The sequence below is a fragment of the Marinactinospora endophytica genome (assembly GCF_054780875.1).
On sequence record NZ_BAAGVM010000001.1, the window covers coordinates 275,018 to 288,148 of the forward strand.

Sequence of the window (13,131 nt, forward strand, 5' to 3'; positions counted from 1 at the left end):
GAACGTGGACACTACAGCGGACGCGCGTGGGCGCGAGGTCTCGGAGACCGACATCGCCGTTGTCGGCATCGCCTGCCGCTTCCCGGGTGCCCACGGCCCGCGACAGTACTGGGAGCTCATCTCCGAGGGGCGCCTGGGGATCGGCGAGCTCACCCCCGACGAGGTGCGGCGGGCGGGGGGAGGGGAGGAGCGGCTGGCCGACCCGGCCCTGGTACGCGCCGCCGGCGTCCTGCGCGACGCCGACCGGTTCGACTCCGCCTTCTTCGGCTACTCGGGGCGCGAAGCCGCTCTCATGGACCCGCAGCAGCGGATGTTCCTGGAGGAGGCCTGGCACGCGCTGGAGGACGCGGGACACGACCCCGGCCGTTTCGACGGCGCGATCGGGGTCTATGCGGGGCAGAGCCTGGGCACCCACCGGGAACGCGACTTCGGCTCCTTCCTCGGCACCTCGGGCGACCTCCTCTCGGCGGCGGACGACAAGGACTTCCTGCCCACCCGGGTCTCCTACAAGCTGGGACTGACCGGCCCCAGTGTCGCCGTCCAGGCGGCCTGTTCGACCGCGCTCGTGGCGATCCACCTGGCCTGCCGGGCGCTGATCACCTTCGACTGCGACATGGCGCTGGCCGGAGGGGTCTCCTGGACGCCGCTGCGCCGTCAGGGCTACCTCTACCAGGAGGGCGGGGTGTGGTCGGCCGACGGGCACGTCCGCGCCTTCGACGACCGCGCCTCGGGGTTCGTTCCCGCCGACGGCCTGGGGATCGTCGCGTTGCGCCGCCTGGGCGACGCGCTGGCCGACGGCGACCGCATCTACGCGGTCGTCAAGGGCAGCGCGGTCAACAACGACGGTTCCGACAAGCCCAGCTACACCGCCCCGGGCGCCGCGGGCCAGCGCGCCGCGGTCACGGCGGCGCTCGCGGTCGCCGACGTCCACCCCGACACCATCGGTTACGTGGAGGCGCACGGGACCGCCACCGCGCTGGGCGACGCGGTCGAGGTCGCGGCGCTCACCCAGGCCTACCGGATGGCCGGTGCCTCGCGGACGGGGTACTGCCGGATCGGGTCGGTGAAGTCCAACATCGGTCACACCGACGCCGCGGCCGGGGTCGCCGGCTTCATCAAGGCCGCGCTCATGGTCCACCACGGCCGCATCCCGCCCAGCCCGGTCCTGGAGACGCCCAACCCCCGGATCGACTTCGCCTCCAGCCCCTTCGTCCCGGCTCGGGAGGGCGAGGAGTGGCCGGTGTCGGGGGCGCCGCGCCGCGTGGCCGTCAGCTCCTTCGGGATCGGCGGCACCAACGCGCACGCGATCGTGGAGGAGCCTCCGCCGCCCCGTCCCACCGCGCCGGCACCCCCATGGCAGCCGGTGCTGCTCTCGGCCCGCGACGAGAACGCCCTGACGGCGATGATCGGCGCGTGCGCCGAGGCCCTGGAGGAGACGCCCGACTCGGCCTTCGCCGATCTGGCCTGGACCCTGGCGACCGGCCGGCGCGAGTTCCCGGTGCGCTACGCCGGGGTGTTCCGGGACCGCCGACACGCCGCGCGGGTCCTCCGCGAGCACGCCGGGAGCGGGGCGCGCGAGGCGATCCGGCGCGCCTCCCGAGGGGAGCTGGCGTTCGTGTTCCCCGGCGGCGGGTCCCAGTACCCCGGCATGGGGCGGGAGCTCTACGGGAGTGAACCGGTGTTCCGCGCGGCCGTGGACGAGTGCCTGCGGTTGCTGCCCGAAGGGGAGATGGCCGAACGGTTGCGCGCCGCCTGGGCGGGACCCGCTCCCGACCACGCCGACGAGGACCCCCGGTTCGCGCTGCCCGCGGTGTTCATCACCGAGATCGCGTTCACCCGGCTGCTCGCGTCGCACGGGGTCCGCCCCGACGTCCTTGCCGGTCACAGCCTCGGCGAGTACGCCGCGGCCTGCGCCGCGGGCGTCATGTCCCTGGCCGACGCCCTTTCCGTGGTGGTCAAGCGCGGGGAGCTGCTGGCCGGCCTGCGCGGCGGGGCGATGCTGGCGGTCACCGCGACGGAGGCCGAGCTGGCCACCTACCTGGACGACGAGGTCTGCCTGTCGGCGGTCAACGCCCGGGCCGCCTGCGTGCTCGCCGGCCCGGCCGAACGCATCGCCGAGGTCCGGACCCTGCTGGAGGGCGACGGGCTGGCCTGCCGTTCCCTGCCGTTGGCGACCGCGGCCCACTCCTCCCTGGTGGACCCGCTGCTCGGCGAGTTCCGGGATTTCCTGCGCGGCGTCGAGCTGCGCCCACCTACGGTCCGGCTCGTCTCCACGGTGACCGGGGACGAGGACGCCGATGTCGCCGACCCCGAGTACTGGGTCACCCACCTCAGGGCGACGGTGCGCTTCGACGACGCGCTGTGCCACGTCCTGGCGCGGCAGCCGAGGGCCGTGGTCGAGGTCGGACCGGGAACCACGCTGACCGCGTTGGCCAGGACCCGCGCCGGAGCCGACGTCGAGCTGCTGTCCACCGGCCGGCACCGCAAGGAGGAGCGGACCGAGCGCGAGGCCCTGCTCCAGGCCCTGGCCGGCCTGTGGCGGGCCGGGGTGGCGGTGGACCCGGCCACCTTGTGGCCTCGACCGAGGTTGCGCACGCCCGCCGTCCCCTATCCCTTCGCGGGGACCGAGCACCCCCCGCCCGGTCCCGCCCGGACCGCGCCGGCCACCGTCGCGCGGGAGGCGGACCTGTACGGGGTGTCATGGGTCCGCGCCGTCGAGCCGCCTCCGCCGCCTTCTGCTCCCGGCGGGCACCGCTGGGTGGTCCTCTCCGATTCCTCCCCGCTCGCCCACGCGCTCGTCGCGGAGCTGGTCGCGCGCGGGGAGGAGCCCGTCGTGGCGGTGCCGGGGACGGACTTCGCGCACGACGGTTCGGGCCGCGTGACCCTGGATCCGCGCCGGCGCGAGCACTACCGGATGCTGCGGGACGCTGCCGTCACCGGGACCACGCCGTTACGCCTGGTCAGCCTGTGGGCGGGCGCGATCCCGGCGGAGTACCACCGCCCCCTGGGGGAGATCAGCGGGTTGGCCGCGGCGCTCGGCGACGTCCCCCCGGGAACCGAGGTCTGCCTGGTCACCCGTGGCGCCTTGGAGGTCACCGGGACCGAACGGCTGATCCCCGAAGCGGCCCTCACGCTCGGAGCGTCCGGTCCACTGGCCTGTGAACTGCCCGACGTGGTGGTCCGCGTCGTCGACCTGGAGCCCGACGACGCCGTGGACCCGCGGCGGCGGGCCGGCGCCCTGCTCGCCGAGTTCTCCCGCCCGCCCCGCGCGGAACCGGTGGCCTACCGCGCGGACCACCGGTGGCTGCGCCGCTTCGAACCGGTCCCCCCGACCCCCTCCGCGGCCCCGGTGCTGCGGACCGGCGGGACCTACGTCATCACCGGCGCCACCGGCGGTGTCGGCCTGCGGTTGACCGCTCACCTGGCCACGGTCCACTCCGCGCGGCTGCTGCTCGTCGGCCGCGGCGCGGTCCGCGCCCTGGAGGAGTGCCGGGACGAGGAGGTCAGGGACGCGCTCGCCCGGCGCCCCGCCGACATCCTGGTCCGGGACGCCGACGTCACCGACCACGCCCGGCTCAAGGAGGTTCTCACCGAGGCGCACGTGCGCTTCGGCGCGATCCACGGGGTGCTGCACACCGCGGGCGACCCGGGAGGGGGGATGGCGGCCCTGCTGTCCGAGGAGGAGATCGACGCCGCCCTCCAGGCGAAGACCGAGGGGACCTCCGTCCTGCTCGCCGCGCTGCGCGACGTCGGGGCCCACCCCGACTTCGTCCTGCTCTTCTCCTCGCTCGCCTCCTTCTCCGGGGTGCCCGGCCTGTCCTGTTACGCGGCGGCCAACGCCTTCATGGACACCTATGCGGCGCGGGCGCGCCGTGAGGGCCTGCCGGTCCTGTCGGTCAACTGGGACCGCTGGAACGGCACCGGTATGGCGCGCACGATGGAGCGGCGGCACCAGGAGATCGCCGGGGAGGGGCTGGACGGGGGGATGAGCGTCCGGCAGGCGCTCGCGGCTTTCGAACGGTGTCTGGCGGCTCTTCCGCTGGGACAGGTCGTCGCCGCCACCCGCCTGCCGGAGGTCGGGACGCGGAGGGCCACGCGCGCCCCGCTCCCGGCGCCGGCCGCCGTCGACCCGGACCCTGGGGAGGAGGATCTCACGGGGTGGGCGCCGCTGGAGCGGGAGCTCCTCCAGATCTGGCGGGAGGTTCTGGGGGCCGGCGCGCGGATCGACCGCGACGAGGACTTCTTCGATTTGGGCGGCGACTCCCTGAGCGCCCTCCAGATCGTCCGATTGTGCCGGAACCGTTTCGGGGCGCAGATCTCGGTGGAGACGCTGTTCGCCGCGCCGACGATCACGGATCTGGCCCGACTGCTCGCGGCCGAACAGGGGGCGGACACGTGACCGGTCCAGTGGTGGAGGACACCCGGCGTTGGCTGCGCCGTAGACCTACCGGGACCCCGCCGCGGGTGCGCCTGGTGTGCTTCCCGCACGCCGGCGGCGTCCCCGGGTTCTACCGGGGGTGGCAGGCGCGGCTACCGGCCGACGTCGAGGTGGCGGCCGTGTGCTATCCGGGCCGTCAGAATCGGTTCGGGGAGCCCCCGATCGACCGGATGGAGCCGCTCGCCGACCGACTGTGCGCGGTGCTGGCCGAGTTCGCGGATCGGCCGTTGGCCCTGTTCGGCCACAGCATGGGGGCCGTGGTCGCCTACGAGGTGACGGTCCGTCTGGCCGAGCGGTACGGGATCCGTCCGCTGGCGCTCATGGTCTCCGCGCACGCCGGCCCGCACATGTGCGGGCTGCCGGGGGAACGGCCGAGGCTCGACGACACGGCGCTGGCCGCGCAGGCCGGCAGCCTCGATCCGATCGTGCCCCACTCGCCGGAACTCCTGGAGCTGGTGCTCCCCTCGATGCGGGCCGACCACGACCTGTTGCGGGCCTACCGGCCCCACGACCCCCGACCTGTCGACACGCCGATCATCGGCTACCTGGGAGGTTCCGACCCGCAGGTGAGCGAGTCGGACATGCGTTCCTGGCGCCGGGTCGCCGGGGCGGGGTTCGACTTACGGGTCCTGCCAGGAGGCCACTTCTACCTGGTCGAGGGCGAGGCGGGGCTCGTCGCCGACATCACCGCGGCCCTGCGCGAGCGAACGCCTCGCTGAGCTCCCCCGCGGGGTGGCCCGAAACGGACCGTTTCCGTGCTCCCAGCGGGGGCAGCCGACCGACGTGGAGACGACGAACGGTACCCGCGTGTCGACCCTGTTCCGTGAGCTGGCACGGGCCCGTGGGGCGCGGGCCTTCCACCCCCGCGGCCGATGGTTCGCCGGGGAACTGACCACGCTCTCCCCCGGAGCGCTCCCGCTCCCCGAGGGGACTCGGCCGGTGACGGTGCGCATGTCCAAGGGAGCGGGGGTGCCCGGCGCGGGCGCCGACGTCCTCGGCCTGGCCGTGCGTGTCCCGGCCGGGGACGGCCGCGGCGGTCCCTGGGACCTCGCGTTGTCGGCCTCGGGCATCGGATGGCTGACCAGGATGGTGCCGCTGCCCGCCCGGGGATGGGGCCGGGCCCGTTACGGAAGCATCGTCCCCTACCGGAGCGGGGGACGGCTGGTGTGGCTGCTCGCCGTCTGCGCGGGGGACGATCCGATCGCCCCAGCGTCCTTGGAGACGCTGTGCCGGCGGGTGGCGGAGCGGCCACCGCTCCTGGTCCTGCACGAGGGAACGGCGTGGGACGGTTGGCGTCCGGTCGCCCGGCTGGTCCTGACGGCCCGGACGCGGGGCCCGGACCCGCGTCCCTGCTTCGACCCGATGCGCAACCGGCCCGCGGAGGTGGAGATGGCACCACGGGGGTTCGCGGCGCTGCGCGAGCGCGCCTACCACGGCAGCCGGCTCGGCCGGTGGTCCGTGGACTCCCCCTCGGAGTGACCGGTCCCGCGGGGGTCACCAGGCGCGGCGTCCCAGGAGCGCCAGTACCCGCGTCTGTTCGTCGGCGCCGGGTGGCGGGGTCAGCCCGGGGGCGAAGTGCTCCTTCGCGCTCGGTTCGGTGGCGAACCCGGCCGCGGCCTCGCCTATCCAGCGCAGGTCGGCGGGGGCTATCCGCTCGTCGAGTCCGGTGGCCCGGGCCAGGTCCCAGCGGTGGACGACCAGGTCGAAGGCGATGAAGCGATCGACGGCCTCCTCGAACGCCGTCACCCCGAAATGCCCCTCGAAGGTGGTGGCGGCCTGGCGCGGGTCGTCCAGGACGGTCTGGACGCCGTGGGCGGCCCCCTTCCAGGCGGCGAGCGGATCCTCCTCGACGGAGGGGAGCGGCGCGGCCTCCCGGCCGATCAGCCCGAGGAACGCGCCCTGGGTGTCCACGACGTGTCGCACCACGTCGAGCGCCGTCCAGCCGGCGCAGGGGGAGGCGGCGTCCCACCGCTCGGCGGGCACCCGCGCCACCGTCGCGGCGAACTCCGTTGCCAGCCGTTCGTAACGTGCCGAGATCTCGCTCATGACCGTCCTCGCTTCCGTGGGTCTTCCGTGGACCATCCGAGGGTGCCGCAGCGGCCCGGGGACCGTCTTGAACGAACGCGACACCGGCTGGCTAGCCTGGGCGTGTGGTCGAACCGGTGGAACGGGACGCGCGGGGCATCCTCGCCCCCGAGCGCGGGCTGAACCACTTCCGTCTGCACCGCCACGCGCCCTCCAGAGAGGTCGCCCGTTTCGTCGACCGTTACTGGCTGGTCGACTGGGACCTGCGCGGGCGTGCCCCCTACGTCCAGCGCGTCTTCGCCCATCCGGTGGTCAACCTCGTCTTCGGACCGGTCGACGCCGGGCTGCACGGTCCCACCACCCGGGTGGGTGAACGGGAGCTGCGTGGTGCGGGACGCGCGCTGGGGGTCATGTTCCGCCCCGCCGGGTTCCGTCCCTTCCTGGGTGGGCCGATGACCGGGATCACCGACCGGACCGTCGATCCGGCCGAGGTGTTCGGCGCGCGGGTCCGGGAATTGGCGGTGCGGGTGGAGACGGCGGCCGATCCCGAGACGATGGTGGCCCACGTGGATCGCTTCCTGGCCGAACGGCTCCCCACGGCGCGCGTGGCCTGTGAGGACACCGCCGACCTGGTCGAACGGATGGCCGCGGATCCGAGCGTGACCAGGGTGGAGGAGGTCGCCGCACGGGAGGGGATCGGGGTGCGCCGCCTCCAGCGCCGTTTCGCCGACCACGTCGGGTTGGGGCCCAAGGCCGTGATCCGCCGTTACCGTCTCTACGAGGTGGCCGAGCGCGCGCGGTCGGCGGGCTCCGTCGACTGGGCCGCCCTGGCGGCGGAGCTGGGCTACAGCGACCAGTCGCACCTCGTCCGCGAGTTCACGAGGCTCGTTGGCACGCCCCCGGCGCGCTACAGCCGCGCGTCGCGAGCGGGTCGCGGGGCGTAGGCCGGAGGGACGGCCGTGGCGCGGGCCCGGAGTGGTTTCGAGGGCGTCGGGGCGCCCTCCCACGGCTCTCCCGGGCGCGGGGAGGGGCGGCAGCGTGGGCCGGGAACGCGCGCCGCGCGGAGGCGGAGGGACGGCGGGGTGGGGAGCTCCGTTCCCTTGGCGCCTGGTCGGGGACGCGCCTCGGCGATCGGCCGGTCGGCGCCTTCGTCCCGCGCCGGGGAGGACGGCCCCCGCAGGGGGCGCCCAGACCGGTGGCCGGCGTGCCCTGCGTGAAACGGACCCCTCCGCCCCGAATCCCCGGCGCGCCTCGCGGTGGATGTCCACGGAGCCCACGGGAGGTGGTGCTCCCCGCTCTGTTCCGCGGCGCCGATCCCGCCATGTCACGGTCGGCCCCACCCGGTGGTGGGACGGCCACGGTGGCGCGGCCCCGGGGCCGCGGGCGCGTCCCTCGCGCTTCGCCTCCCCGTCCGCTACGGCACGCGCAACGTGCTCCCGCGTTCGCGGGGCGGGCTCGGTTAGGGTGGACGGCCGGTACCGGAGACGGCTTTGCGCACGTCAGCGCGGTCGGAGGGGCGGGCAGGCGACGCGGGGGTGGCCATGGCGACGGAGAGGACTTCCGAGCGCGTCGGCGCCATGCTCGCCGGCCTGTTGAGCACGGCCCATCTGTGTCCATTGGATGAGCTGCCCGCCCTGATCGCCCGGCACGCGCCGTCGGCGGGCCTGCACGACGTCGTGCTCTACCTCGCCGATCTTCGCCAGGAGGTGCTGCGTCCCTTGACGGGGACGGAGATCGGGCTGCTGGGCAAGCGGGTGAACATCGACGCCACCCTGGCCGGTCGCGCCTACCGCACCTACGGGATCGTCGCGGTCACCGAGAACGGGGAGGGAGGGGAACAGGGGCCGCGTCGGCTGTGGGTGCCGTTGGTGGACGGGGTGGAACGGCTCGGGGTCCTGCGCGTGGGGGTGGAGGTCGACGATGCCGCCACGCGTGAGGCGGCCCGGGCCCTCGCCGATCTCGTCGCCCTGCTCGTGGCGAGTAAACGTCCCCACAGCGACACCTATGCCGGACTGGTCCGCAGCCGTCCGATGAGCGTGTCGGCGGAGGTGCAGTGGACGCTGATGCCCCCCTCGACGTTCGCCAACGACGACGTGGTGGTCAGCGCGGCCCTGGAGCCGGCGTACCACATCGGAGGGGACGCCTTCGACTACGCGCTGGCCGGCGACCTGCTCCGCCTGGCGATCTTCGACGCCACCGGCCACGATCTGGCCTCGGGGCTGGCCGCGACGATCGCCATGGGCTGCAACCGCAACCAGCGTCGCCAGGGGCGGGGGCTGGTCGAGACCAGTGAGGCGATCGACGCCGAGGTCGGCGAGCAGTTCGGGGGGACGCGTTCGGTCACCGGTCTGCTGGCCGACCTCGACCTGCGCACCGGCGTGCTCACCTGGGTCAACCGGGGGCACCACCCCCCATTGGTGATCCGGGGCGGACGGTGGGTCGCCGAGCTGTCCTGTCCGCCCGCCCTGCCGATGGGGATGCCCCTGCCGAGCGACCCCGAGGCGTGTCAGACCCAGTTGGAGCCGGGCGACCGGCTCGTCCTCTACACCGACGGCATCATCGAGGCTCGCAGCTCACGCGGTGACTTCTTCGGCCTGCACCGCTTCATCGATTTCATCATCCGCCGCATGGCGGACGGCCTGTCCACCCCGGAGACGCTGCGGCGACTGGTCGAGACGGTGCTGCGTCACCAGGACGGCCGGTTGGAGGACGACGCCACCGTGCTGTTGGTCGAGTGGGGCACCAAAGGCGGGCGGGACCTGCTGTTCTGAGCGGTGTGCCGGTGCTGGGAAACCGGCCGGGAAGGTTTCGACGACCCCCGCATTACTCTGCGTATTTGGGTAGAAGCGCGCGGTGAGCATCGGAGGTCGGGCGGCTGTGCCTCCCGGCCGTGCACATAGGAAACCAGGGGGAACACGATGACGAGGATGGCAATCCTCACCGGTCTGGCGATCGCGGGCATCGCGGCGACGGCCCTGCCCGCCCACGCGGAAACCGCCCCACAGGAGCAGTACGTTTCGATCCTCATCTCCCGAGAGGGGGTCGAAGTGGCGCCGGAGCTGTTCGAGGAGCGTTCCCTCGGCCCTTGGGGGATCACCGGTTACATCGAGGAGCTGCTGTGGGGACGCCCGGCCGGCCAGCAGCAGGAGGAGGCCGTCCAGACGGAGGCGCGCCCGAGCCAGACGGAGGAGAACGCGCCTCCCGCCGAGGCGATCGAGGTCTGGACGCCGCAGGGGCAGGTGCGTTGTGAGGTTCCACGCCCCGACCTGGAGCGACTGCGCGATCGGCTCGCCGCGGTCAAGGAGGGGGACTCCGACCGGTTGCAGATCTCGCTGAGGGAGGACTCCTGCGACCTGCGCGACCCTGGCCCGGTCGGTCCGACGGTGGGAGAGACGTCCGAGGACGCGCCGGCCTGGGAAGGGCCGACCATCCGGATCGGCCGACTCCAGATCGGGCCGTGACCATGGGCCGCGTCGACGCTCTGGGGCGTCGACGCGGCGCCCTGGTATCGACGGCGCTGCTGTTCGTGTGCGGATGCGGCCCGATCGGCGTGGAGGGGATCGCCGGACGAGAGGCCAAACCGCCCCTGTCGCGGCTCGATCCGCGTCCGCTGGGGGAATCGTCGCAGGGACCGTCGGAGAACGCGGTGCTCTCCGAGGTCAACCGGGCACGGGTACGGGCCGGATGCCCTCGGCTGAGGGTCGATGAGCGACTGCGCGTGGTGGCCCTCGGCCACAGCCGGGACATGGCCGAACGGGGGTTCCTCGGCCATCTCGCGCCGGACGGTCGAGGGCCGAGGGAACGGGTGCGGGCTCGTGGATATCGGGGGCCGGTCGGCGAGGTCGTCGCGGGAGGGCGGTCCGACGCAACGGGAGTGGCCGGATCATGGCTGCGCGATGGGCGGGATCGCGCGCTCCTGTTGGACTGCGCCATGACGGAGACGGGGGTCGGGATGGCGGGGGAGGGGGCGCGGACGCGCTGGACCCAGCTCCTCGGGGGCGGCTGACCGGATACGGCGACGGCGTACGGCGGATTCCGTCGTGCGCCGTTTCTGTACTCCCGCCCCCCTTTGTCGTTACTTTGTGTGGGCAATGCATTACGCATAGTTACAAAGGAATTCTTCGGGTAGCTGGATGCGCGACGGGTGCGGGCTCCCCGCCGCGGCGCGAAGCGCGACGGTGTCGAGCCGGCACACATCTCGGTCCGGTCGCGTACCGGATTCACCTGGGAAGGGAAACCCGAATGAACAAGATGCTCAGCCGAGTCGCCGTGACCGCCGTCGTCGCCCCGACCGTCGCGCTGGCCGCTCCCGCCGCGGCCATGGCCGACACCCTGTTCGGTGCCGAGGCCAGCGCCGCCGGCCCGCAGGGCGCGGTCTCCCAGGAGGTCCTCGCCTTCGCCGGTGACGGCTTCGGCCACGGCAAGGACGGCAAGGACGGCAAGGGCAAGGACGACAAGGGCAAGGGCGGACACGGCGGCTTCGGCGGCGTCACCCTCTACAAGGAGTCGTTCGAGGCGGCCGGCCCGTACGGCGCGATCTCCGAGAACCTGGTCAGCGTCGCCGACTAGCGACCATCCCGGCCGGGGCGGCCGGCTCGCGCCGTCCGCCCCCGGCCACAACCCAGCCGAACCTAGGGGGCGTCCCGCATTCTCGTCCGACCGGACGGCGCCTCCGGTGTCCTTCCGGCTCTCTCGTGAGAGCGGCGGGATGTGGGACGGCCGGGGAGAGCAATGGCAAGCAAGAGGAGAGTGGTGCGTCGCGCCGTTGTCGCTGGTGTCACGGCGACGATCGCCCTCCTGTCGCTGCAGTCCACCGCAGCGGCCGACACCGAGTTCGAAGAGAGCGACATGTGGGCCAGCCGTGACGGGGCGAGCCTGTGCGTCGTGAAGGCCGTCGCCCGCGACGGCAAACACGCAGGCGCCCGTTACGAGCAGGTCTGCTATCGGGTCGGACCGGGGGGAGCCAGCATCGAGGCGACCACGAGCGCAGCGCGTTAGAGGATGTCCGGGACGGCTCGGGGCCGTCCCGGACGGATGGAACACAGGGTGCCGATCCGTGATCCGGCCGGGAACCGTCCTCCCGCCCGGAGCGGACGGCGGCCCGAGAAGAGGGGGACCCCGCGCGGCACCGCCGCGCGGGGTCCCCGGGTGATGGCCGGACCACCCGTATGCGATCACCCGGTGCCGGCGACCACCGTGTTGGAAGCGGCGCCGAACTCGCCGGCGAAGGACTCGTTGTCGTAGTAGATGGTGTTGCCGAAACCGTCCGCCGCGCTCAGGGTCTCCCAGGCGGCAGAGCCCTTGGGGCCGGCGAACGACCCCGACTCGTTGTAGAACGCGCCGTTACCGAAGAAGTCGCCGGCGAACGCGACGCCGCCGAGGCCGAGGGCCGCGGGAATGGACAGGGCGCCTACGGCGATGGCGCGTTGGATGTTGCGCATCTCGAATCCTCTCGAGTGTGTCGCCTTTTCGCTCCTGAGGCCTCGCGGATCCGCGTGTCCTCCGATCCCCGCCCTGTCGGGTCGAGGTCGTCGAGCGGGAGGCGTGGTGACCTCCAGGGACGCCTCTACCGGGACTCATGGTCATTAATCGATCACGTCATGTGGTAAGCCTCATGGTGCGACAGGGCAACTTTTTTCGCCCCCGCGCGTCCGGGCGTCGGTTATCTACACCACCGGAGGCGGCTCATGAGGAGTCCAGCATCGTCGAGCGGAGGCGCTGGAGGGTCGCCGAGAGTACCCGTGACACCTGCATCTGCGAGATCCCCATCACCCCGGCGATCTCGCTCTGTGTCTTGTTGCCGAAGAAACGCAGCAGCAGTACACGGCGGTCGCGTGGGGGCAGGTGGGTGATCGCCGCGTACAGGGCGTGCCGGTCGACGACGCCCTCCAGGTCGGTGTCGGTGTCGCCGATCGTGTCGCCGAGCGTGGTGTCGGCCCCGGCCTCTCCGAAGGGCGCGTCCAGGGACAGGGCGCTGTAGGCGGCCGCCGCGTCGATCAGTTCCATCGTGTCGGCGACATCGAGGTCCAGCGCCGCGGCGATCTCGGTGAGGGAGGGGGTGCGGCCGGCGCGCTGGGTGAGTTCGGCGACCACCCGGTTGAGCTCGCTGCGCCGCTCCTGATGGCGGCGGGGGACCCGGATCGCCCACGTACTGTCGCGGAAGTGGCGCTTGAGTTCGCCGGTGACCATCGGTAGCAGGTAGGAGACGAACCGCTTGCCGTAATTGGGGTCGAATCCCCTGATCGCCTTGAGCAGGCCGACCATGGCGACCTGGACCAGGTCCTCCATCGGCTCGCCCCGCTGGCGGTAGCGCCCCGCCTCACGGCGGACGATGTGGGCGTGCATCTCCACGATCCGGGCGCGTATCACCTCGCGTGCCGGATCTCCGGGGGGCAGCGCGGCCAGCGTCGCGAGGAGATCCTCGGCACTCGCCTCCTGCTGTGCCGCCGCGGGCGGGAGATGGTCCTCGCGGGTCGGCTCGGGCGAGGAGGGCGAGGGCGCCAAGGCGGGTGGTGTGGAGCTGGACATCGAGGTTCCCTTCACCGGACGGGAGGGCGTGCTGGAGCGGATCACGGGACGGCGGAGCGGACCCGTGGTACGAGCGCGGTGGCCGGCGGCGCGGACGCGACCGGTCCGGAACCGTGGCTGTGCGCCCCGGCTGTCCAGGC

At 73.2% G+C, this 13,131-nt stretch carries 12 protein-coding genes; 9 read left to right on the forward strand and 3 right to left on the reverse strand.

The features are described from left to right. Positions 1-4 precede the first annotated feature (4 nt). The 3 genes from ACYVHU_RS01215 (at position 5) to ACYVHU_RS01225 (ending at position 5,917) form a co-directional block, all read left to right on the forward strand. Entirely contained in the window at positions 5-4,399 is a 4,395-nt protein-coding gene (locus ACYVHU_RS01215; protein ID WP_498947361.1) for a type I polyketide synthase, read from the forward strand. After that, on the forward strand, positions 4,396-5,157 hold the full coding sequence (locus ACYVHU_RS01220; RefSeq protein ID WP_200813512.1) for a thioesterase II family protein: 762 nt from the start codon (positions 4,396-4,398) through the stop codon (positions 5,155-5,157). Before ACYVHU_RS01215 ends, ACYVHU_RS01220 begins: the two co-directional genes overlap by 4 nt. An 88-nt stretch (positions 5,158-5,245) precedes the next feature. Further along, positions 5,246-5,917, forward strand: coding sequence for a catalase family protein (locus ACYVHU_RS01225; protein ID WP_078760264.1), 672 nt, complete (start codon positions 5,246-5,248; stop codon positions 5,915-5,917). A gap of 15 nt (positions 5,918-5,932) precedes the next feature. Here ACYVHU_RS01225 and ACYVHU_RS01230 read toward each other — a convergent pair whose 3' ends face one another. Beyond that, positions 5,933-6,484 (reverse strand): TIGR03086 family metal-binding protein, encoded by a 552-nt coding sequence (locus tag ACYVHU_RS01230; RefSeq protein WP_078760265.1) that lies wholly within the window; start codon positions 6,482-6,484, stop codon positions 5,933-5,935. 104 nt (positions 6,485-6,588) lie between these two features. Here ACYVHU_RS01230 and ACYVHU_RS01235 point away from each other — a divergent pair, with 104 nt between their 5' ends. From ACYVHU_RS01235 to ACYVHU_RS01260, 6 genes are all read left to right on the forward strand, one after another. Further along, on the forward strand, positions 6,589-7,407 hold the full coding sequence (locus ACYVHU_RS01235; RefSeq protein WP_235000729.1) for a helix-turn-helix domain-containing protein: 819 nt from the start codon (positions 6,589-6,591) through the stop codon (positions 7,405-7,407). A 597-nt stretch (positions 7,408-8,004) separates the two neighbouring features. Next, entirely contained in the window at positions 8,005-9,234 is a 1,230-nt protein-coding gene (locus ACYVHU_RS01240) for a PP2C family protein-serine/threonine phosphatase (protein ID WP_200813513.1), read from the forward strand. Between the two features lie 147 nt (positions 9,235-9,381). Further along, positions 9,382-9,924: a hypothetical protein gene (locus ACYVHU_RS01245; RefSeq protein ID WP_144389959.1), complete on the forward strand. Its 543-nt coding sequence runs from the start codon at positions 9,382-9,384 to the stop codon at positions 9,922-9,924. 2 nt (positions 9,925-9,926) lie between these two features. Then, complete coding sequence (locus ACYVHU_RS01250; protein ID WP_498947510.1) at positions 9,927-10,469, forward strand: CAP domain-containing protein; 543 nt, start codon at positions 9,927-9,929, stop codon at positions 10,467-10,469. Positions 10,470-10,705: 236 nt separating this feature from the next. Next, complete coding sequence (locus tag ACYVHU_RS01255; protein ID WP_498947362.1) at positions 10,706-11,032, forward strand: hypothetical protein; 327 nt, start codon at positions 10,706-10,708, stop codon at positions 11,030-11,032. Between the two features lie 162 nt (positions 11,033-11,194). After that, positions 11,195-11,461 (forward strand): hypothetical protein, encoded by a 267-nt coding sequence (locus tag ACYVHU_RS01260; protein WP_144389961.1) that lies wholly within the window; start codon positions 11,195-11,197, stop codon positions 11,459-11,461. Positions 11,462-11,637: 176 nt separating this feature from the next. Here ACYVHU_RS01260 and ACYVHU_RS01265 read toward each other — a convergent pair whose 3' ends face one another. After that, on the reverse strand, positions 11,638-11,904 hold the full coding sequence (locus ACYVHU_RS01265; protein WP_078760271.1) for a hypothetical protein: 267 nt from the start codon (positions 11,902-11,904) through the stop codon (positions 11,638-11,640). 244 nt (positions 11,905-12,148) lie between these two features. Beyond that, complete coding sequence (locus ACYVHU_RS01270) at positions 12,149-12,991, reverse strand: sigma-70 family RNA polymerase sigma factor (RefSeq protein WP_498947363.1); 843 nt, start codon at positions 12,989-12,991, stop codon at positions 12,149-12,151. Positions 12,992-13,131 lie beyond the last annotated feature (140 nt).